Genomic DNA, 20555 nt, shown 5'->3' with positions numbered 1-20555 from the left:
GTGCATTCCCGGATTTATTTGCTGCTGTTTTGGCCAGCAGTGGGGCTTTTGAGAGGCAGGGCTGCGGCCGCTGCAGGAGCGCTCATCGGGGGCTGCAGGTCCAATTTTTTCGGCGGGCTGAGGTCGACATTGCCGGATATCGCTTCACCCGAAGCCAAAACCCAGGGGACAGGCTGGCTTGCCAAGGGTTTCGCTGGCAGGCTCACCGGCATGGCGCTGGGCAGATGGGCCGCGTTGAGCAATGCAGGGCGTACAAGTGAGATGTTGGTGGGCACCTCTACCAGGATGGGGGCGGCCTGACCCTCGCGCGGCGATGACAGGACCAGCAAGCCGTCAGCGTCCAGCCAGGCCTTGTTCAGCCGATGCCTGCGCCCCGGACGGATGTAAATCCCGGTTTCATCCATGTATTCCAGTGTCCCCAACTGCGGGACACTGGCCTGATCGGAAGACACGACAAGCAGACGATTTTGCCAAACGACCTCGGCCTGGTAGCTGCCCGCTGCGCCCGTCAAGGACCAGATAACAGGACGGTTTGAATCGCGTTTCAGGCCCGGGCTGTCGTTGGCTCTGGGGCCTGCCACGGGCGTCGTGGGGCCGGTCATGGGCAATTTGCGCTGGAGTTCGAGTTCGCGACTTTTCTTCTCCTTCATCACCAAATCCGAGATGCGCAGATGGGTCGCAGCGGTGTCAGCAGCGCCGATGTCGGGTCCCGCGCGCGCCGGTGACATGTCGCTGTTGGTGGCCCAGGCGGGCGTCAGCATGCACAGCAAAAGGGCCGCCGCAGCGATCGCCTGGCGGGTGTTGTCAATGGGGGACTGCGTTGGCATAAACAGCCCCCGATAAGATGAATGAACCATAGTGAGCCTCTTTTTTTCCTGAGGAGCCGTCAATCAAAACTTGAAGTTCCATGCCCTCGGGGACGACGTAATGGGGCAAGTCGATTTCATCGAGCAACCACAGATCGGCTTCCAGCTTGAATTCGGCCACCAAAACTGGCGCGCGCAGGTTTTTTACCGGCACCGCGGTACTCGATCCAAACAGTTTGAATTCGCTCAAGACGGCTTTGCGTGCGCCCAGCAAGAGCAGGTCTTGTAACAAGGTGCCTAGCGATCGCTGAGCCTGGTCGACGTGCGGCAGTGTGGGCCTTTGAAGGCGTTCAGACTTGACGGGATGGAGCGCATGCATGACCGAGACCACAGGGTCCTCGAGGTCTTTGCCGGATGTCTCAAAGGCAGACACGCCCAGCGCCATCTGGGCCGCATGGCTGAAATCCGCGTAGCTGCCGTGGTGGCGCTTCCAGTCGGACTTGCAGGCATCTGCACGGCATTTGACGGTTTTCAGCGTCCAGCCACCCAGCGTCACCGGCAGGGACTGGATGGTGGCGGTCCATTGCTGCATCATGGCCGATCCCGTGGGTGCGGTACGCAGCAATGCCTGGCTCAAATCGCGTTCATAGCTCAGGTTGGGATCTTCGGGCATGGCATTGGCCACGGGTGCTGGTGCTTGGTCCTGGTACAGGCTGTATGCGCCAACACCCATCAAAACGACGAATCCGATCAGCCCGATTTGAAGCGACACGGTTTTCCAGCGGTTCATCGGCTGGATGCAGACATGTGCTGGGCAATCCGCAAAGGCCTGGTTGGGTGACAGCGGTTCCATCCCTTCCAGCCAGTTCACATTGCCCACGATGCGAATGGATTCTTCTTTTTTGATGTCCCGAAACAGTTGGATGGCCGATTTGATCTCGCTTTTGAGGCCAATGATGTCGAAACCCGGGACGGGAAGACCATTGTTCAGGGCCACCAGGGTGTGCGCTGCGTCGGCATGGAACACAAACAGCTCGCAGCCGCCCTTGGCGTGGCGGTCGGCCAGGGCCAAAGCGCCCGAGATGGTTTTGCGGGGCAGGGAGATGTCCGAAACGCCCAGCACTTCGGCTGGGGACGATAGCGCATAGCCCTTGTAGCCCTGTTGCCAGAGGTGCTTGAGTTGTTGCTCGAAGTTGGCACCATGATGGGGCTGCCACTGCAGTCCGAAGGCCACAGGTGCCGCTCCCATCTTCAAAACGCGTGTCTGATTTTTCGGTTCAGCCGAGCGGGTTTTTTGCTGGGGCGCGTCATTGGGGATGGGGGTGTCCCGAAGTGCGCTTGAAAACCTCCTTCGCAAGAAGGCGTTCACCTGGTGCCACGCCCGCATGCTCAGATGCCCTGCAAGACTGGGGTGACCAGAACCACGGTGCTGACTCTCTTGCGTGTGCCGCTCCGATAACCAGGAATCGGGAAGCCCTGAGACAGATCAGCGCTGCTCCAATCACCCCCTTCGTGTTCGTAACCGAGCAAAATCAGCGTGTCGCCAGGGCTTGCACTCATGCGTTGCATGCTGGTGAATGAATCCACCTCGGGCGTCTGTACAGAGGCCGTTCCGCTGGTGAAGGTTCGAAGGCTTTTGAGCAGGCTGATGGTCAATGAGGACTGCAGCATGATCCGGTTGGAGTCCAGTATGGTCGGGATCAGTGTCATCGCGAATCCGGTTTGCACGGTGCCCGGGATCAAGGCGCCGGAAGTGGCCACACCGGAGGTGGGCACCACCGAGGCGGGTGAAGCTTGTTTGACGTAAGCCAGATTGTTCAGAGCGCCGACAGGAACGGGTTGCCGGTTGGTCGTCGCGACAGAGACCGAGTAGGCCGTGGAGACTTTGCCGAAGGTCTCGAGCGCATTGATCAAGAATCGCCCGGTATTGAGTTGCCCGGCCCCGCCCGTCAGCGTCAACCCGACGGAGCCAACACCTGGGGACCGAATGATGGATGCCGGTCCCTGCAGGGTCACCTGGGCACCCGACATGCTGTTGATGCGTTGCGATACCGCGCCCCAGTCAATGCCGATGGCTTTGGATTCATCGAGTTGGATCTGCAGAACTTCAACGTTGAGGACGATCTGACGTGTGGTCAGTTCGTTGTAGCGCTGAACCATTTTGCGCACAGCTCGGACGTTGTGGATGGCGTCCGTCACCGTCACAAAACCGTTCCTGGAGTCGATCACAAATCGGCCCGACCTGGAAATCAGGCTTTTGACCCCTTCTTCCAGGCCTGCCCAAAAATCGAACTCGGCACCGGCCGAGACACTCATCGTGCCGCCGGAGCTTTCGCCGTTGGTGCCGTTGACTTCGGCCGAAAACTTGGAAGTGCCAGGGTGTGCCTTGATGGAAAAAGTCTGGGTGTCGATGCGGCTGAAAGTGATGACCCCAGCTGAAAAGCGCCAATACAAGCCGGTTCTCGCGGCCACCAGGTCCAGCAACCCTTCCAGGTTGCCGCTGTAATTCAATTCGAGGCTGTTTTGGTACTCCTCGTCCGTCAGGTTCAGCATCCCGCCCCCTTGCTGGCTGACGAGGCCGGCATTGGCTTCCCGTTGCAATTGGCGTTGAACCTGTGCGCCTGTGTCCACTTGTGGCCTGGTGCCGCTGGCGGTAGCGCCCGCGGCCGTATTGCCGACGGGCGAAAAACGCGAGGGTTCCATCAAGGCATCGGGCGTGACCGTCACGGGGATTTTCACCGTCCGAGAAATCAGTTCGGCGACTTGAAGCAAAGAATGCCGGCCTGGATAGCGCACCGTCACCCGGCTCAGGGCAGCGGGCAGAGCCTGCTCTTCATTGACAGACAGGCTTCTGCCCGTGAACCTGGGGTGGTTATCGCGCACCACCACCTGCAAGGGGGGCGGCAGATTTCTGGCCGTGTCTTGTGCCTGAGCGCTTCTGTCCTGGTTGCGTTCAAACACGTCCGACACCCGGGTGTTGAATTGGGAGCAGCCTGCAAGACCCCAGAGCATCAGGAGGAGGAGCGGCGTGCTTGTTCGGGGGTGCCATGTCTGCGCATGAGCGGGGGATGACCAAAGCATGATTTATTTTCCCAGTGAGGGTGCAAGCCGTTGGATGCGCAAGATCCGACCGTCTGTATTCAGGCGCGCCTGCAAGGGGTATTCACTGTTTCTCAGTGACTCCAGAAGGGCCGTCAGGGCTTGTTCAAAAGTGCCCTGCCACCGCACTTCAGCCTCGATCACAAAGTCCCGGTCAGCGTCCCAGACCAGTTGCCACTGGGCTTCATGGGCCCACCGTTTGAGGCACAAGCGAACGGTGCTGTCGGCCAACTCCACGCTCCAGATGCGCACGGGTTCCGGGTTCAGGTTGTGTGACGCGGGCCCGGGTGTCTCGGCTGGTGTGCCAGCCGATGGGGCGGCCTCCCTGCGAGGCGCGCTCAATTGGCTGGCTGGCGAAGCGATCGCGGGCCGTGGGCTGTGGGCCAGTTCGGATTTGAGGTGTTGATCTCGGGGCGGGGGTGCTGAGGTCTGAGCCTGAACGCTGTGCCAGGATGCCATCCAAGCCAGCAAAACCCAAGACACAGGCAGGCGTGCAGACCGGCAGGTCGGACCGGCCCTGTGCTGAACGGAAGGACTCATCGTGCCACGACCATGTCGAGTCGAATGCGTCCGCCGCCTGCGGCGCCACATCGTCCGGCCAAAGTGGCCAGGTTGGCCGATCTGGCTCCTGCTGCGCTGTCACTTCCAGGATTTTTCACCACGTCGCCTGCGACGCCGCCGACGGGATCGGCGGTGATGTTGGCGCCGATGAACAAGCCCAGGGCCATCCGGTCCATGCCCGAGACCAGGTCGGCACACGCTTCGGTGGGGATGTTGGTCAAGGTCAGCACAAAGAGCTGGTTGATGGCATAGCCCGCCAGTGGCGCGTTGTTGGGGTTGAGGAATTGCCGCCCCCCGAAATGGTTGCTGACGGTGGCGGCTGCCCCGGCTGCCCCGCCCACCACCCTGTCTTGCGGCCAGACGCCCAGGGCCGTGAAGACCCCAGTGTTCAGGTTATTGAGATCTGCCAGATTGCTGGTCAAGCGTTGTGCCGATGCCATCGTCTCCGGCATCGCTTTGAGTTCGTTGTTCACCGCGTTGGTGCGCAGGATTTTTTGCACGCCGATCAGCGAACCCACAATGATCACAGCCAAGATCGACAAGGCAATGCTGAGCTCAATGAGGCTGTAGCCCGATGAGGCGCTGTGGTTTTGGCTGCGTGTGACGGGCCTGACAAAAAATTTCACGATCAACTCCTCCTTTGGTGATTGAGTAATATAGCATACATAAATACAAAATAAGAGTTCATAAATTTCATATAAAAGTCAATTTATCCCTGCTTTTATGCTATTTTTTGAAGTTTCAAGTTGCTTTTACCGTGTGCAAAGATGACCCAACACCTTTATCTGATCGGCTTCATGTCTGCCTTACTTGCCGCCTGCGGCTCAGGCGGTGGCAGTGGGACCCCTGCGTCGGCGCTGCCCTGGCAAGGGGTTGTCCTGGATGGCTATATCCAGGGCGCGCAGGTGTGCCTGGACCTCAATGAAAACCAGGGATGCGATGCGAACGAGCCCTCGGCGACAACGGGCACCCATGGCTTCTACAGTCTGGACGTTCGCGGCATCGAAGCGGGTGCACTGCAGAGTGCCCACCTGATCGCGGTGGTGCCCGATACGGCACGGGACTCGGACGACCACGGCAGAATGCTCAAGGACGTCGGGAAAAGCGGCTACGTGATGATGTCGCCTGCAGCGGGATTCTTGTCCGAAGATGGCAAGACCCTGCGCTCTGCCGTGGTCTCGCCATTCACGACCCTCATCAGCTACGAGATGCTGAAGAATCCCAGCAAGGACGATGTGAAGTTGATTGAGCGGGAGGTGAAGGTCGCCCTTGGCCAGTTGGACACCACCTTGATGGACGATTACCTGGCCAGGATGACGCTGGACGAAGGCTTGAATTTGCAGGCGAGAGCGATTGCGTTGGGGGTCGCGAACGGTCGCCAGGTCTTGAAGCTCAGCGGCTCGTCCGATCGCGTTGCATTGCTCGGAGCCTACGCCTACGCCCGGAAAAATGCCCATTTGCTGAAAGGCAAAACGTCTGAACAGATCAAAGCGGAGGTCAGCTCCAGCCAGATTGAGTTGATTGACGAGGCAGAGCTTTACAGCAACAGCACCAAGCAAGATGTTCAAGCGCTGCTTGCGCAGGGGATCTACGCCCCGATATGCCTTGGTGATTGTTCTGCAACGGGATTCGACGGTTACCAGAAAACCCGTGGCAGCCATGGGCAATGGGTCATCCAGCCTTACCAGTTGAAACAGTCGGCCTGGGCGCCGGTGGCCGACTTGCCTGATGATGGTTCACGGTTCCTTGTTGATGCTGCATGGAAGCGCACGGCAAGCTCCGGAACATTTGTGTCCGACGGTCAGGGCCGGGTGTCCTGGGAACAGACCGGGCAGTCATTCAAGGTCAGTGCACGTGTTTTCGACATGGCATTGCTGGATAAAAAGATGATCGCCAATATCCCCAACATCGATGCCAACACAAAAGAGGCGCTGGAGAACAGTCCGGCGCCAGCTTTTCCTGAAGGTTCTCAAATCATCACATTGAACGCGACGGCAAGTGCAGACAGCTACATGATCAGCTTGCAGCAGTTGGACGCGAACACACCGATCCGAGGGATGGCCCGTCTCGAGACAATGCTGCAAACCTTTGCGACAGGGAAAACGTCTCACCGAAGTTACCTGGCTTGGGCGCCTTATGTTCTGACTTTTGACGACGACAGGAAGATCACCATCTGGAATGGTGCGCCAGCATCTTGCCAGGTGGGGAGTGTGTGTCCTGTGCCTGTAGCCACAGGCAGCTATGAGATCCGCACGGTGCAAAACCAAAGGATGCTGGTGACAGACTTGCAGCTGGGGACCGGACGCTTGATGTTTGCACAATACACAGATTTGTTGGGCGTGCAGCAACTCGCTGGCGGTGTTTTTTATCCGAAGGGTGCCTCCAGAGTCCTCGCTGGGGGCTACAACAAAACGGCGATCGGTGGCTTGATGGCCACCAGCCAAAAGCCGCCTGTGGTGGATTGACATCAGAGGGCCTGGACGCGCCAGGCCTGGGCGGATCGCGCTTCAGGCAAACTACACCGTTCAGCTTTGACCCACCCGGGATCGGCTGTTGCGGTGAATCTCCACCTGTCGCCTGTGTTGGAAGTGCTTTCGTCCATGGTTCATGCCCCCCCGAGCGTTGTTGTTCAAGCCACTGACGGCCAGTTCGTGTCCTATCCGGATTCGCCCTTTGAGCTCTTCCAGCCTTATCCACCTGCGGGTGACCAACCCGTGGCGATTGAGCAGTTGGTCGAGGGGGTGCAGGATGGCGAGGTTTTTCAGACGCTGCTGGGCGTCACCGGCTCGGGCAAGACCTTCACCATGGCCAATGTGATCGCCCAGGTGGGCCGGCCGGCCATTGTGTTTGCACCGAATAAGACCTTGGCCGCCCAGCTTTACAGCGAATTTCGCGAGTTTTTCCCTAAAAACGCGGTCGAGTATTTCGTCAGTTATTACGACTACTACCAGCCCGAGGCCTATGTGCCCCAGCGCGACCTGTTCATCGAAAAGGACAGCGCGATCAACGAGCACATCGAACAGATGCGCCTGTCGTGCACCAAGAGCATCATGGAGCGGCGCGACGTGGTCATTGTGGCCACCGTGTCGGCCATCTATGGCATTGGCGAGCCCGAGAGCTACCACCGCATGATCATGACGCTGCGCACGGGTGACAAGCTGGGTCAGCGCGACGTGATCGCGCAGCTGATCCGCATGCAGTACCAGCGCAACGACATGGAGTTCAGCCGGGGCAAGTTCCGCGTGCGCGGCGACACCATTGACGTGTTTCCAGCTGAACACTCTGAGCTGGCGATCCGCATCGAACTGTTTGACGACGAGATCGAGAGCCTTCAGTTGTTTGACCCGTTGACGGGGCGCATTCGCCAAAAGATTCCGCGCTTCACGGTTTACCCTTCTAGTCACTATGTGACGCCGCGCGACAAGGTGCTGGCGGCGGTGGAGACCATCAAGGTCGAGCTGGCCCAGCGCCTGAAAGAGTTGGTGGGCATGGGCAAGCTGGTCGAAGCCCAGCGCCTGGAGCAACGCACACGGTTTGACCTCGAGATGCTGTCGGAAGTGGGGCATTGCAAGGGCATCGAGAACTACACCCGGCACCTGTCGGGCGCCGCCCCAGGCGATGCGCCCAGCACGCTCACCGACTACATGCCGCCCGACGCCATCATGTTTCTGGATGAAAGCCACCAGATGATCGGCCAGCTCAATGCCATGTACAACGGCGACCGGGCGCGCAAGACCACCTTGGTGGAATATGGCTTTCGCCTGCCCAGCGCCTTGGACAACCGCCCGCTCAAGTTTGAAGAGTTTGAAAAGCGCATGCGTCAATGCATCTTCGTCTCGGCCACGCCCGCTGACTATGAAAAAACGCATTCGGGCAAGGTGGTCGAACAGGTGGTGCGTCCCACTGGGCTGGTTGACCCTGAGGTGGAAGTACGGCCCGCCACCCACCAAGTGGACGACGTGCTGCAGGAAATCCGCATCCGGGTCGACAAACAAGAGCGCGTGCTCATCACCACGCTGACCAAGCGCATGGCCGAGCAGCTGACCGATTACCTGAGTGACAACGGCGTGAAGGTCCGCTATTTGCACAGCGATGTGGACACGGTCGAGCGGGTCGAGATTTTGCGTGACCTGCGCCTAGGCGCTTTCGATGTTCTGGTGGGCATCAACTTGCTGCGCGAGGGCTTGGACATTCCAGAGGTCTCTTTGGTGGCCATTTTGGATGCCGATAAAGAGGGTTTTTTGCGTTCCGAGCGCAGCTTGATCCAGACCATTGGGCGTGCCGCCCGAAACCTGAATGGCCGGGCGATTTTGTACGCGGACCGCATCACCGAGTCGATGAAAAAAGCCATCGGCGAGACCGAGCGCCGCCGCATCAAACAGGTGGCGCACAACGAGGCCATGGGCATCACGCCCAAGAGCATCGTCAAAAAGGTCAAGGATTTGATCGACGGCGTGTACAGCGAAAAGTCGGGCAAAGAGGCTGAGCGCCTGGAGCAAGCCGCGATGCAAAGGGCCAAGGTCGAGGACATGAGCGAAAAAGACATTGCCCGCGCCATCAAGCAGTTGGAAAAGCAAATGATGGAGCACGCCCGCAATTTGGAGTTCGAAAAAGCCGCTCATGTGCGTGACCAGTTGTCCATTTTGAAAGAGCAAGCTTTTGGCGCCACGGGGGGCGACAACATCGTGCCCCTGATCCGGGCCTGAGGCGCTTTCCGAGGGCTTGGGTGCAACATGCGCTTAACCCGAGTGATTTGATCGGGATTGGTTTATACTTGACTTGTTTAGTCGGGATCCCGCGCCAGCGGGTGATGGACCAAGCTTCTACACACTTCAGGAGTCTGCCATGCGTTTAACCACCAAAGGCCGTTTTGCCGTCACCGCCATGATCGATTTGGCCTTGCGCCAAGACGCCGGTCCCGTGACTTTGGCCGCCATCAGCCAGCGCCAACAGATTTCTCTGTCTTATCTGGAGCAGTTGTTTGGCAAGCTGCGCCGCCACAACCTGGTCGAGTCCACCCGTGGCCCCGGCGGCGGCTATACCTTAGGCCGCAAATCCACAGAAATCACGGTGGCTGACATCATTTTGTCGGTGGACGAGCCCATCGACGCCACCCACTGTGGTGGCAAAGAAAACTGCAATGGCGCTGATGGCCGCTGTATGACACATGATCTGTGGGCCTCCCTCAATTCCAAGATGGTGGAATTTTTGGATTCGGTGTCCCTGCAAAAGCTGGTGGACGACCAATTGGCCAAAGGCTTGGTGGTTGAAATCAAGCCCAGCCTCAAGCGTGCCATTTCTCCCATGCCCGTCAGCCAACCGATCCGTGTGAATGTGCCCAACTCTGTGTTTGACTTGGGCAACATGTTTGCCAAATCCTGATTTCAAGAAGACCAGACCATGACCACACCGCATTTCCCCATTTATCTGGATTACAGCGCCACCAACCCATGCGATCCCCGCGTGGTGGACGCCATCGTGCCTTGGTTGCGTGAGCACTTTGGCAACCCTGCGTCTCGCAGCCACGCCTGGGGTTGGGAAGCCGAAGCCGCCGTTGAAAAAGCCCGCGAGCAAGTGGCTGACCTGATCGGTGCCGACCCCCGCGAGATCGTCTGGACCAGCGGTGCGACCGAATCCAACAACCTGGCCCTCAAAGGCGCAGCGCACTTTTACAAGTCACGCGGCAAGCACTTGATTACCGTTAAGACCGAACACAAGGCGGTTTTGGACTCCATGCGTGAGTTGGAGCGTCAGGGCTTTGAGGTGTCTTACCTCGACGTGCAAGAAGATGGCTTGCTGAACATGGATGTGCTCAAAGCCGCCATCCGTCCCGATACCATTTTGGTCAGCGTGATGCACGTGAACAATGAGATTGGCGTGATCCAGGACGTGACCGCGATTGGCAACTTGTGCCGCGAAAAAGGCATCGTGTTCCACGTCGATGCAGCGCAATCCACGGGCAAGGTCGAGATCAATTTGGCCCAGTTGCCCATCGACTTGATGAGCTTGGCCTCGCACAAGACCTATGGCCCTAAAGGCATTGGCGCTTTGTATGTGCGCCGCAAGCCCCGCATTCGCTTGGAAGCGCAAATGCACGGTGGCGGTCATGAGCGCGGTATGCGTTCGGGTTCTTTGGCCACGCACCAGTGCGTGGGCATGGGCGAGGCGTTTCGCATTGCCAAGCTCGAAATGGCCCAAGACAATGCCAAAGCCCGTGTTTTGCGCGACCGTTTGATGAACGGCCTGAGTGACATGGAGCAGGTGTTTTTGAACGGTCACCCCACCCAACGCGTGGCGCAAAACATCAACATGAGCTTCAACTTTGTCGAAGGTGAATCGCTCATCATGGGCATCAAAGGCTTGGCGGTGTCGTCCGGTTCGGCTTGCACCTCTGCCAGCTTGGAGCCGAGCTATGTGTTGCGCGCCTTGGGCCGCAGCGACGAGTTGGCCCACAGCAGCCTGCGCATGACGATTGGCCGTTGGACCACGGAAGAAGAAATTGACTTCGCGATCAAAACCATCCGCGAGAACGTGGCCAAGCTGCGCGACTTGAGTCCCCTGTGGGAAATGCACAAAGATGGCATTGATCTGAGCACCATCCAGTGGGCTGCTCACTGATTTGACTTTTTTCCACCGCACATTGAACTGAATACGGAGAAAACACCATGGCATATTCTGAAAAAGTGGTTGACCACTATGAAAATCCCCGCAACGTCGGCTCGTTCGACAAGGGCGACGACAGCGTAGGTACCGGTATGGTCGGCGCACCGGCTTGTGGCGACGTGATGAAGTTGCAAATCAAGGTCAACCCAGAAACAGGCGTGATCGAAGACGCACGCTTCAAGACCTATGGCTGCGGCTCAGCCATCGCCTCCAGTTCGCTCGTGACCGAGTGGGTCAAGGGCAAGACGCTGGACGAAGCGGCGGCCTTGAAGAACAGCCAGATTGCGGAAGAGCTTGCGCTGCCGCCCGTCAAAATCCACTGCTCCATCCTGGCCGAAGACGCCATCAAGGCGGCTGTGGACGACTACAAAAAGAAACACCTGAACTGACATGGCGATCTCACTGTCTGCTGCCGCAGCTCGGCATGTGACCCGGTACTTGGCCAAACGCGGCTCGGGTGTGGGTGTGCGCCTCGGGGTCAAGACCACGGGCTGCTCGGGCTTGGCCTACAAGCTCGAATACGTGGACGAAATCGCCCCTGAAGACGTGGTCTTTGAAGGCCACGGCGTCAAGGTGCTGGTGGACCCGAAAAGCTTGGCTTACATCGACGGCACAGAGCTTGACTTTGTTCGCGAGGGCCTGAACGAAGGTTTTCGCTTCAACAACCCCAACGAGCGTGACCGCTGCGGTTGCGGTGAGTCCTTCCGCGTCTGAGTCTTGCGCGTGTGATCTCGCTTCAAGCCAACGATTTTGAGTTGTTTGATGTGCCGGTCCAGTTCGCGCAGGACCGTGCGCAACTCGATACCCGCTGGAAAGCCTTGCAGCGCGAAGCCCACCCCGACCGCTTCGCAGCCGAGGGCGCAGCCGCCCAGCGCGTGGCGATGCAGTGGTCGGTGCGCATCAACGAGGCCTATCAGCGCCTGAAAGACCCCCTCAAACGTGCTGCCTATTTGTGCGAGTTGCTTGGAGCACCTGTGCAAGCAGAAAACAACACCGCCATGCCTGCTGCTTTTTTGATGCAGCAGATGGAATGGCGAGAAAGCCTCGACGACACCGACAGCGCCCAAGGCTTGGAAGCCCTGGCAGACGCTGTGGCCGATGAGCAGCGCCACGTGCAGCAAGAGTTGGCCCGCCTGCTGGATGTGGCCAAAGACCCTGCGCAGGCGGTGGGGCTGGTGAGGGCGCTGATGTTCATCGCACGCTTCACCCAAGAGGTGAACGCTAAACTCGACCGATTGACCTGAATTCACTGGTTTCACCATGGCCTTACTGCAGATTTCCGAACCGGGCCAATCGCCCGATCCCCACCAGCGCCGCATTGCCGTCGGCATCGATTTGGGCACCACGCATTCGCTGGTGGCTTCGGTGCGCAGTGGCGTGGCCGAGTGCTTGCCCGATGACGATGGCCGGGTGATCTTGCCTTCGGTCGTGCGCTTCATGCCAGGGCAGGGCCGCCAGATTGGTTTTGACGCGGTGCAGTCTGCCGCCAGCGACCCGGTCAATACCATCGCCTCGGTCAAGCGCTTCATGGGCCGTGGCCTGAACGACATCGCCGACCGCAGCAAACTGCCTTATGAGTTCTCTGCCAGCGAACAAGGCATGCTGTCTATCCAGACGGTGCAAGGCCCTAAATCCCCGGTTGAGGTGAGCGCCGAAATCTTGGCCACCTTGCGTTACCGCGCCGAAGACACCTTCAACGACGACTTGTATGGTGCGGTCATCACCGTGCCCGCTTACTTTGACGACGCCCAGCGCCAAGCCACCAAGGATGCGGCCCAGCTGGCCGGCCTGAACGTGTTGCGCCTGATCAACGAACCCACCGCTGCAGCCATTGCCTATGGCCTCGACAACGCCAGCGAAGGCGTGTATGCCGTGTTCGATTTGGGTGGCGGCACGTTTGACATCTCCATCTTGCGCCTGACGCAAGGTGTGTTCGAAGTCTTGTCCACGGGGGGTGACTCTGCCTTAGGCGGCGACGATTACGACCAAGCCCTGGCCGATGCCGCCATGGCCCGCCAGCCCGCCTTGCAGGCGACCTCTGCCGAAGACAAGACCGTGCTCAAGGCAGCGGCCCGTGCTGCCAAAGAAGCACTCACGACAGCCGATGCGGTCACGCTGCATGCTGCCTTGTCTACCGGCAGTTTGTCAGCGTCCATCAGCCGCGCTGATTTCGAACAAGCCACCCAAGCCCTGACAGCCCGTTGCATCACCGCCGTGCGCAAAGCCCTGCGCGATGCGCAGCTGGCCAAGGACGATGTTCAAGGCGTGGTCATGGTGGGGGGCTCCACCCGCATGCCGCAAATCCAGCAGGCCGTGGCCGAATTTTTTGGCCAGGCACCGCTCAACAACCTCAATCCTGACGAGGTCGTCGCTTTGGGCGCGGCCATTCAGGCCAACCAACTGGCAGGCAACAACGCGGCGGGCGAGTTGCTGCTGCTTGATGTGATCCCGCTGTCGCTGGGCATCGAGACCATGGGCGGATTGGTCGAACGCATCATCCCGCGCAACCAAACCATCCCTACGGCCATGGCGCAGGACTTCACCACCTACCAAGATGGGCAAACCGCGCTGGCGCTGCATGTGGTGCAGGGCGAGCGTGATCTGGTGCAGGACTGCCGCAGCTTGGCGCGCTTTGAGTTGCGCGGTATTCCGCCCATGGCCGCAGGCGCAGCTCGCATCCGCGTCACTTTCACAGTGGATGCCGATGGCCTGCTGAATGTGGGTGCCAAGGAACAAATCAGTGGTGTCGAAGCCCGCATCGACGTCAAGCCCTCGTATGGTTTGAGCGACGACCAGATCGCCACCATGCTGCAAGAAAGCTTCACCACCGCCCAGGCCGACATGAAAGCCCGTGCGCTGGTGGAGGCGCGCGTCGACGCCGACCGCATGCTGCTGGCCACGCGCAGCGCCCTGGCGGCAGACGGTCAATTGCTGCAAGCTGACGAGCGCAGCGCCATTGATGCGTTGATGGCCACCCTGCAAGCGGCGGTACAAACCGAGCAAGACGCCCAAGCCTTGGAAGATTGCACCCAAGCACTGGCCAAAGGCACCGAAGCCTTTGCTGCCGAGCGCATGAACCACAGCATCCAAAAAGCGCTGGCCGGACAAAACATCCAAGCCTTGTAAAAGCCCACTTTGCTTCTCATTCGTAAGACAACTATGCCCGTCATCAAAATCTTGCCCCACCCGGAATACTGCCCACAAGGCGCAGAAATCACGGCGCCTGCAGGCACCAGCCTGTGCGAAGCGCTGCTCGACAACCACATCAACATCGAACACGCCTGCGACATGAGCGCGGCTTGCACCACCTGCCATGTGGTGGTGCGCGAGGGCTTCAAGAGTCTGGGCGAGATGGAGGAAACCGAGGAAGACCTGCTCGACCGCGCTTGGGGCTTGGAGCCCAACTCGCGTCTGAGCTGTCAGGCCTTTGTGGCCAAAAGCGATTTGGTGATCGAGATTCCGCGCTATACCGTCAACCACGCCAAAGAACTGCACTGAGCCGGGGAGCGACAAAGCCATGCGTCAAATCGTTCTGGACACCGAAACCACAGGCCTGTCAGCCGAAGGCGGCGATCGCATCATCGAGCTGGGCTGTGTGGAGTTGTTCGCCCGCAAACTCACCGGTAACAACCTGCATTTTTATTTCAACCCTGAGCGCGACAGCCACGAAGACGCGCTCAAGGTGCATGGCATCAGCAACGAGTTTTTGCGTGACAAACCCAAGTTCGCGCAATTGACCGATGAGATTCTGGATTACCTGGCCGATGCGGAACTGATCATCCACAACGCGGCTTTTGACGTGGGTTTTCTGAACAAGGAATTGGAGCGCGTGGGCAAGAAACCGCTCAAAGCCTATGTCAGCAACGTCATCGACACCTTGGCCATGGCCAAGGAAATGTTCCCTGGCAAGCGCAACAGCCTTGATTCCCTGTGTGACCGCCTGGAAGTTGACAACTCCGGTCGCACCTTGCACGGCGCTTTGCTCGATGCCGAGTAGCTCGCCGACGTTTACATCAACATGACGCGGGGCCAAGAGGCCTTGTTGATCGATGCAGGCGACGCCCCCAGCGACGCCAAGACGGTTGTGGTCCCTTTGGATCTGAGTCAGTTCGCCTTGCCCGTGTTGTCGGCCAACGCACAAGAGGTGGCAGCGCATGAGGAAGTCCTGCTGCAACTTGACAAGTCAAGTGGTGGCAAAACCGTTTGGCGACAGTCACAACCGGTCTGAGCCAGAAGCCTGCGCGTGGACATGCTTTCGCCATGCATTTTTCGCAACTTTTGCGGCAAATCAGGCGTGTTTTCATGTCATAATCGCGGTCTTCGCTGAACAGCGTGGGGCGATTAGCTCAGGGGTAGAGCACTGCATTCACACTGCAGGGGTCGCAAGTTCGAAACTTGCATCGCCCACCAAAAAATTCCCAATTAAATCAAGCACTTAGAGGAAACTCTAAGTGCTTTTTTAATTGCCGTGTCCTAAAAGTGTCCTAATCGCCTGTTTTTGAAGTCCCAAAAGGTTTCACTTTTGCTGCGGTGAACACGGCAGATATGAATGTGCTTGCACTCTCATTCGCTCACCCGATTGCCCTTCGGAACCCAGCTCACCACTCCTTTGCCTTTTGAACGTTGACCTCCGGGGGGCTCTGAATTCTTGGAAATGTTGCGAATGTTCGCAGGATTTAGACACGATGTTGCCGACCTGCGTCTTATGATGATCACTCTTGATTGGAGCTTCTCATGACCGCTTTCACAATCTGCAAGCCATCCCTTTTCTTGGCCGTATGTCTTCTCGCGATGGGTGTTCAGGCTTCGAGTTGCATCACTGCCGGGCGAATGGACAACGCTGTCTGGGCACCGCAGTTTCAATCGGTGCGTCTATTGGATGATGCCGGGCGCATCGTGCCAGTGAAGAACAAATCTGAATTGACGCAAGTCCGAGCGGTTGAATTGACGCAGGCCGCTCTTTTATCGGTTTGCGACGGCAACAAGGCTTTAGCTCGGGGAGAGGGCGTTCAGTCCAAAGGGCCCGTTCCGGCTGCCAAGCCAGGAAGGTTCAACGTGGCAGGCTTGGGCTTCCCGAAGCTCCAAAATGGTGAACTGGTTGAATTCGAGCTCACCATTGCGGCAGATCAGATCGTGATGATCACCCGCTGAGACAGCTTCTATTCCACGTCTTCACGCAACCGATAAATCCATGAAGATTGCTGCCATCCAAATGGTGTCTGCGCCGGATTTGGCCACCAACTTGGCAACAGCCTCAAGGCTGATGGATCAAGCCGTCGCCGATGGTGCCCAACTGGTTTCTCTGCCCGAGTACTTTGTGCAAATCGGATGGCATGAAACCGACAAATTCCAGATTGCGGAGGAGTTTGGACAAGGCCCCATGCAAGAGATGTTGGCTTCCAAAGCTCGGCAACACGGCATTTGGGTTGCCGGTGGCTCCATCCCCATCAAGACCCAAGACGCGGCCAAGGTCACAAACACCGCCTTGCTCTTCAATTCTCAAGGTGAAGTGGTGGCCCGTTACGACAAGATGCATCTCTTCAGCTACCAAGACGGCACCCGTCATTTGGACGAAGGCCGCACCATGGTGGCGGGAACAGAGATCGTGACTGCTGAAACACCTTTTGGGCGTATTGGGATGTCCATTTGCTATGACTTGCGGTTTCCTGAGCTTTACCGTGCCATGGGCGAGGTGGACCTGATCTTGGTGCCCTCAGCCTTTACCGTGCCGACAGGCTCAGCCCATTGGCAAGTTTTGTTAAGCGCTCGGGCCATCGAGAACCAGTGTTACGTGTTGGCGGCAGCACAAGGCGGCACTCACGCAAGCGGTCGCCAAACTTACGGTCACAGCATGCTGATCGACCCTTGGGGTGAGGTGGTCTCGGTTTTACCGGAAGGCGAGGGCGTTGTGATGGGCGAGATGGACCGCCAGCGGCTGAAGTTCGTGCGTCACAACTTGCAGGCTTTGCGGCATCGTCGCCTGTGACCACGGCATTCCCCACAACCTGTTGACACTTTTCATAGCGCAGTTTTTGTGTGCTGATTTGGGGGATTGCCAGAGCATAGATAATCAATCGAATGCATCCCCCTAAGCCATAACACCCACAGATGATCACTGAAAAGCACGCACCTCCATGATGAAAATCAGCATTAATTTCTCAGCAAATCAAGGGTCATTTTGAACATGCCCACTTTTAAGCACATTGCCGTTGTTGGTGCAGGCGCCGTCGGTAGCTTTTACGGTGCCATGCTTGCCCGCGCTGGGCACAAGGTGACGCTCATCGGACGTCCCGCACATGTCGAGGCGACCCAGCGCGACGGTCTGACATTGGATTTGGCCACATCATCTTCCTCAGAGATCGTCCACCTTGATGCAAGCACTGAGTTATCGAGCTTGCAAAGCGCAGACTTGGTTTTGTTCTGTGTCAAATCGACAGACAGCGCTTCGGTCGCACGTCAAATGGTGCCCCACCTTGCACCGCATGCTTTGATCATGAGTTTGCAGAACGGGGTGGAGAATTCAGCCCTGATTGCACAACAGGTACCCCATGCGGTGATCCCCTGTGTCGTCTATGTGGCGACAGAAATTCCCGCCCCAGCTTGTGTGAAACACCATGGCCGCGGCGATCTTGTGATGGGAACGATGCAGGATTCACGACTGCAGGATCCGCAAAAAACGCTTCAAGCGATCGTTGAGCTCTTTGCTTCAGCCCAGGTTCCGGTTCAGATTTCGCAAAACGTGATGGCTGAGTTGTGGTCTAAGTTGCTGATCAACTGTGCGTTCAACGCGATTTCAGGCTTGGCGCAAATTCAATACGAAAAACTTGCGGCCTTAGAGGCTGTTCGCATCACCCAGACAGCTGCGGTGAGGGAAGTCATCGCAGTGGCGCTGGCCGACGGCATCCATTTATCAGAGACCGTCGCTCTGGAGGCCGTCGCAAAAATAGCTGTCACGATGGGAAGTCAGAAATCATCGACCGCACAAGATATGGCGCGCTCTAAACCCAGTGAAATTGACCATTTGAATGGCTTCATTGTGAGACGTGGGCAAGCGCTTGGCGTTGCCACCCCCGTGAACCAAGCCTTATTCTCATTGGTCAAGCTGGTTGAATCAACGTATACCGATCATGTCTAAATCAGAAGTCCCCATAGAGTTCGTTCGGGCTTTGAACGAACTGGGTCTTTCAAACGCATCTTCCCTTTGGGGTGCACCTCTAACGGGTGGTGTGTCATCTGATATTTGGCGCATTGACACCGAAAAGGGCCCTGTTTGCGCCAAACGGGCTTTGTCCAAATTGAGGGTGAATGCAGATTGGTATGCGCCTGTAGAACGCAACCTTTATGAAGCCAGATGGTTGCAAATTGCCCACCAAGTTTCTGCAGTTAGCGCGCCAGAATTATGGGGCCAACACCCTGAATTGGGGGTGTTGGTGATGCAATACCTTGACCCAGATCTCTACCGCGTCTGGAAACAAGAATTGCGTGCTGGCCATGCTGATCCGCAGACTGCTCATGCCATGGGACAAGTCCTTTCTAAGATTCACAGCCATGCCGCAAAAAATAGCCACTTGGCCAGTGAGTTTCCAACGGACAAAATCTTTTTTGAAATCAGACTGGCACCTTATTTGCTCGCCACAGCTGAGCGCCATCCCCAACTGGCACACGCATTGGAAGCGTTGGTATTGCAAACGCAAAACAATGCAAAAACACTGGTGCATGGTGATGTCAGCCCCAAAAATATCCTGTTGGGGCCACAAGGGCCCTTGTTGTTGGATGCAGAGTGCGCCACTTGGAGTGACCCTGCATTTGACTTGGCGTTTTGCCTCAACCATTTGTTGCTCAAGTGTCTGTGGACGCCTGCTTCATCGTCAGATTTTTTACATGGCTTTGAAGTTCTGACCACCAGCTATTTGACATCGGTCGATTGGGAACTGCCCAGCGATCTTGAAGCAAGAGCGGCACGGCTGCTTCCTGGGCTTTTTCTGGCCAGAGTGGATGGCAAGTCGCCTGTCGAATATGTGACGCAAGAGCATCAGCGCGAACAGGTCAGACGCGTCGCAAGCGCCTTCCTTATCAAACCAACAAGCCATTTGCAAGAGATTGCCCAAGCATGGGCCAAGGAACTTAAGACATGACACCGTTTGCCATTCAATCCATCCGTGCAAGGCGCGTCTGGGACAGTCGTGGTCGACCCACCGTAGAAGCTGAGGTCATTCTCAACGATGGCTCACTCGGCAGAGCCATTGCGCCAGCGGGCGCATCCAAAGGCACGCGTGAAGCACTGGAATTAAGGGATGGGGGTGATCGGTTTGGTGGGTTGGATGTGATGCAGGCGGTCGGGCATGTCAACGGTGAAATTTCTAAAGCACTCGTGGGAACCAAGGCGGACAACCAATTGGTTCTTGACCAGGCGCTCATTGACCTGGATGGAACAATCAACAAGTCAAGATTAGGCGCAAATGCCACATTGGCCGTTTCAATGGCGGCAGCGCATGCGATGGCTGCCGCCTCTGACATGCCTTTGTACCGATACCTTGGTCATGGCGGAATTGGCCGCTTGCCCATGCCCCAAATTCAAATTTTTGGCGGTGGTGCACATGCCGGCAGGCGTGTGGATGTTCAGGACTTCATGGTGGTATGTCCTGGCGCAAGCAGTTTCGCTCAGGCTTTGGAGTGGACGGCTGAAGTCTACCGCCATGCGGGCTTGCTGATGGCGCAACGTGGCTCACTGTTCGGTGTTGCCGACGAAGGGGGTTGGTGGCCTGACTTTTCAAGCAACGAGCAAGCTCTGGAAATGCTGGTACATGCCATCGAACGCGCAGGCTTTATTCCTGGAGATCAAGTCGCCATGGCTTTGGACATTGCAGCTTCCGAATTTGGGCAACACGGCCAATACCGACTTGGACTTGAATCTCGGGCACTGGACTCCGATGGCATGATTGAAATGCTGCTGGGATGGATTGATAAGTATCCCATCGTCTCCATAGAAGACCCATTGGCAGAAGACGATCCTGAGGGGTTCGCTCGCTTTACCCAAGCCATTGGCCATCGCCTGCAAATTGTGGGGGATGACTTTTTGGTCTCCAATTCAAACCTCGTTCGAGAGGCCGCCCATTTAGGCGCTGCCAATACAGTTCTCCTAAAACCCAACCAACAGGGCACCCTGAGCGAAACTTTGCAAGCTTGGAATGTGGCCAAAGAAATGGGCTACTCAGCCATCGTATCGGCCCGCTCAGGTGAAACCGAAGACACCACCATTGTCGACCTGGCCATTGGTTGGAATGTCGGTCAACTCAAAGTCGGATCGTTTGCCAGAAGTGAACGCATGATCAAGTGGAACCATGCGCTGCGCATAGAAGAACAACTGGGCCCACAAGCCAGTTTTGCTGGCGGTAGCGTATTCAGAAGAGCACACTGATCAAATCG

19 protein-coding genes, 1 tRNA gene and 1 pseudogene are annotated in these 20555 nt (G+C 57.5%); 16 read left to right on the top strand and 5 right to left on the bottom strand.

The annotated features are described in order from the left end of the window. Nucleotides 1-14 precede the first annotated feature (14 nt). The 5 genes from B472_RS03095 to B472_RS03075 form a co-directional block, all read right to left on the bottom strand. Nucleotides 15-827, bottom strand: coding sequence for a hypothetical protein (locus tag B472_RS03095; protein WP_019425285.1), 813 nt, complete (start codon nucleotides 825-827; stop codon nucleotides 15-17). Beyond that, nucleotides 805-2055: a type 4b pilus protein PilO2 gene (gene pilO2, locus B472_RS03090; RefSeq protein ID WP_019425284.1), complete on the bottom strand. Its 1251-nt coding sequence runs from the start codon at nucleotides 2053-2055 to the stop codon at nucleotides 805-807. Before pilO2 ends, B472_RS03095 begins: the two co-directional genes overlap by 23 nt. Before the next feature lie 140 nt (nucleotides 2056-2195). Further along, complete coding sequence (locus tag B472_RS03085) at nucleotides 2196-3818, bottom strand: hypothetical protein (protein WP_157951958.1); 1623 nt, start codon at nucleotides 3816-3818, stop codon at nucleotides 2196-2198. A gap of 72 nt (nucleotides 3819-3890) precedes the next feature. Next, the gene (locus B472_RS03080; protein ID WP_157951957.1) at nucleotides 3891-4445 is read right to left on the bottom strand and encodes a toxin co-regulated pilus biosynthesis Q family protein; all 555 of its coding nucleotides are present in this window, start codon (nucleotides 4443-4445) and stop codon (nucleotides 3891-3893) included. Beyond that, entirely contained in the window at nucleotides 4442-5092 is a 651-nt protein-coding gene (locus tag B472_RS03075) for a type II secretion system protein (RefSeq protein WP_133176059.1), read from the bottom strand. The genes B472_RS03080 and B472_RS03075 overlap by 4 nt, the downstream gene beginning before the upstream one ends. Nucleotides 5093-5233: 141 nt before the next feature. On the opposite strand from B472_RS03075, the gene B472_RS03070 reads away from it, so the two are divergent. The 16 genes and pseudogenes from B472_RS03070 to eno all read left to right on the top strand — a co-directional run bounded on the left by B472_RS03070 (nucleotide 5234) and on the right by eno (nucleotide 20547). Beyond that, entirely contained in the window at nucleotides 5234-6931 is a 1698-nt protein-coding gene (locus B472_RS03070) for a hypothetical protein (protein WP_019425280.1), read from the top strand. A gap of 135 nt (nucleotides 6932-7066) precedes the next feature. Next, entirely contained in the window at nucleotides 7067-9172 is a 2106-nt protein-coding gene (gene uvrB, locus B472_RS03065; RefSeq protein ID WP_019425279.1) for an excinuclease ABC subunit UvrB, read from the top strand. 139 nt (nucleotides 9173-9311) lie between these two features. After that, nucleotides 9312-9848: a Fe-S cluster assembly transcriptional regulator IscR gene (gene iscR / locus B472_RS03060; RefSeq protein ID WP_019425278.1), complete on the top strand. Its 537-nt coding sequence runs from the start codon at nucleotides 9312-9314 to the stop codon at nucleotides 9846-9848. 18 nt (nucleotides 9849-9866) lie between these two features. Then, the gene (locus B472_RS03055) at nucleotides 9867-11084 is read left to right on the top strand and encodes an IscS subfamily cysteine desulfurase (protein WP_019425277.1); all 1218 of its coding nucleotides are present in this window, start codon (nucleotides 9867-9869) and stop codon (nucleotides 11082-11084) included. Nucleotides 11085-11131: 47 nt separating this feature from the next. Next, nucleotides 11132-11518: a Fe-S cluster assembly scaffold IscU gene (gene iscU, locus B472_RS03050; protein WP_019425276.1), complete on the top strand. Its 387-nt coding sequence runs from the start codon at nucleotides 11132-11134 to the stop codon at nucleotides 11516-11518. A gap of 1 nt (nucleotide 11519) precedes the next feature. Next, a complete protein-coding gene (gene iscA / locus B472_RS03045; protein ID WP_019425275.1) occupies nucleotides 11520-11843 on the top strand; it encodes an iron-sulfur cluster assembly protein IscA in 324 nt (107 codons plus the stop codon). Between the two features lie 14 nt (nucleotides 11844-11857). Next, nucleotides 11858-12373: a Fe-S protein assembly co-chaperone HscB gene (gene hscB / locus B472_RS03040; RefSeq protein WP_026039186.1), complete on the top strand. Its 516-nt coding sequence runs from the start codon at nucleotides 11858-11860 to the stop codon at nucleotides 12371-12373. Between the two features lie 16 nt (nucleotides 12374-12389). Next, a complete protein-coding gene (gene hscA / locus B472_RS03035) occupies nucleotides 12390-14255 on the top strand; it encodes a Fe-S protein assembly chaperone HscA (RefSeq protein ID WP_019425273.1) in 1866 nt (621 codons plus the stop codon). 33 nt (nucleotides 14256-14288) lie between these two features. Further along, nucleotides 14289-14627, top strand: coding sequence for an ISC system 2Fe-2S type ferredoxin (gene fdx / locus B472_RS03030; RefSeq protein WP_019425272.1), 339 nt, complete (start codon nucleotides 14289-14291; stop codon nucleotides 14625-14627). A gap of 19 nt (nucleotides 14628-14646) precedes the next feature. Then, nucleotides 14647-15357 (top strand): annotated as a pseudogene (gene dnaQ / locus B472_RS03025) (DNA polymerase III subunit epsilon). Between the two features lie 107 nt (nucleotides 15358-15464). Next, a tRNA-Val gene (locus B472_RS03020) sits at nucleotides 15465-15539 on the top strand. A gap of 324 nt (nucleotides 15540-15863) precedes the next feature. Beyond that, nucleotides 15864-16280: a hypothetical protein gene (locus tag B472_RS03015; RefSeq protein WP_026039185.1), complete on the top strand. Its 417-nt coding sequence runs from the start codon at nucleotides 15864-15866 to the stop codon at nucleotides 16278-16280. A 40-nt stretch (nucleotides 16281-16320) separates the two neighbouring features. Beyond that, the gene (locus B472_RS03010) at nucleotides 16321-17115 is read left to right on the top strand and encodes a carbon-nitrogen hydrolase family protein (protein WP_019425268.1); all 795 of its coding nucleotides are present in this window, start codon (nucleotides 16321-16323) and stop codon (nucleotides 17113-17115) included. A gap of 198 nt (nucleotides 17116-17313) precedes the next feature. Then, nucleotides 17314-18264, top strand: coding sequence for a ketopantoate reductase family protein (locus tag B472_RS03005; RefSeq protein WP_019425267.1), 951 nt, complete (start codon nucleotides 17314-17316; stop codon nucleotides 18262-18264). Further along, nucleotides 18257-19264, top strand: a complete 1008-nt coding sequence (locus B472_RS03000) for a phosphotransferase family protein (RefSeq protein ID WP_050995399.1) — start codon at nucleotides 18257-18259, stop codon at nucleotides 19262-19264. The genes B472_RS03005 and B472_RS03000 overlap by 8 nt, the downstream gene beginning before the upstream one ends. Beyond that, a complete protein-coding gene (gene eno, locus B472_RS02995; protein ID WP_026039182.1) occupies nucleotides 19261-20547 on the top strand; it encodes a phosphopyruvate hydratase in 1287 nt (428 codons plus the stop codon). Before B472_RS03000 ends, eno begins: the two co-directional genes overlap by 4 nt. Nucleotides 20548-20555 lie beyond the last annotated feature (8 nt).

This window comes from Limnohabitans sp. Rim28, assembly GCF_000293865.2.
Classification (GTDB): Bacteria; Pseudomonadota; Gammaproteobacteria; order Burkholderiales; family Burkholderiaceae_C; genus Limnohabitans_A.
The sequence above is the reverse complement of the archived record's forward strand: the minus strand, read 5'-3'. Positions and strand labels throughout refer to the sequence as shown.

What these genes read in the sequence shown, in the direction of transcription:
- B472_RS03095 (WP_019425285.1), bottom strand. Translation starts at nt 827, where the DNA reads ATGCCAACGCAGTCCCCCATTGACAACACCCGCCAGGCGATCGCTGCG.
- pilO2 (WP_019425284.1), bottom strand. Translation starts at nt 2,055, where the DNA reads ATGGGAGCGGCACCTGTGGCCTTCGGACTGCAGTGGCAGCCCCATCAT.
- B472_RS03085 (WP_157951958.1), bottom strand. Translation starts at nt 3,818, where the DNA reads ATGCTCTGGGGTCTTGCAGGCTGCTCCCAATTCAACACCCGGGTGTCG.
- B472_RS03080 (WP_157951957.1), bottom strand. Translation starts at nt 4,445, where the DNA reads ATGAGTCCTTCCGTTCAGCACAGGGCCGGTCCGACCTGCCGGTCTGCA.
- B472_RS03070 (WP_019425280.1), top strand. Translation starts at nt 5,234, where the DNA reads ATGACCCAACACCTTTATCTGATCGGCTTCATGTCTGCCTTACTTGCC.
- uvrB (WP_019425279.1), top strand. Translation starts at nt 7,067, where the DNA reads ATGGTTCATGCCCCCCCGAGCGTTGTTGTTCAAGCCACTGACGGCCAG.
- iscR (WP_019425278.1), top strand. Translation starts at nt 9,312, where the DNA reads ATGCGTTTAACCACCAAAGGCCGTTTTGCCGTCACCGCCATGATCGAT.
- B472_RS03055 (WP_019425277.1), top strand. Translation starts at nt 9,867, where the DNA reads ATGACCACACCGCATTTCCCCATTTATCTGGATTACAGCGCCACCAAC.
- iscU (WP_019425276.1), top strand. Translation starts at nt 11,132, where the DNA reads ATGGCATATTCTGAAAAAGTGGTTGACCACTATGAAAATCCCCGCAAC.
- iscA (WP_019425275.1), top strand. Translation starts at nt 11,520, where the DNA reads ATGGCGATCTCACTGTCTGCTGCCGCAGCTCGGCATGTGACCCGGTAC.
- hscA (WP_019425273.1), top strand. Translation starts at nt 12,390, where the DNA reads ATGGCCTTACTGCAGATTTCCGAACCGGGCCAATCGCCCGATCCCCAC.
- fdx (WP_019425272.1), top strand. Translation starts at nt 14,289, where the DNA reads ATGCCCGTCATCAAAATCTTGCCCCACCCGGAATACTGCCCACAAGGC.
- B472_RS03015 (WP_026039185.1), top strand. Translation starts at nt 15,864, where the DNA reads ATGACCGCTTTCACAATCTGCAAGCCATCCCTTTTCTTGGCCGTATGT.
- B472_RS03010 (WP_019425268.1), top strand. Translation starts at nt 16,321, where the DNA reads ATGAAGATTGCTGCCATCCAAATGGTGTCTGCGCCGGATTTGGCCACC.
- B472_RS03005 (WP_019425267.1), top strand. Translation starts at nt 17,314, where the DNA reads ATGCCCACTTTTAAGCACATTGCCGTTGTTGGTGCAGGCGCCGTCGGT.
- B472_RS03000 (WP_050995399.1), top strand. Translation starts at nt 18,257, where the DNA reads ATGTCTAAATCAGAAGTCCCCATAGAGTTCGTTCGGGCTTTGAACGAA.
- eno (WP_026039182.1), top strand. Translation starts at nt 19,261, where the DNA reads ATGACACCGTTTGCCATTCAATCCATCCGTGCAAGGCGCGTCTGGGAC.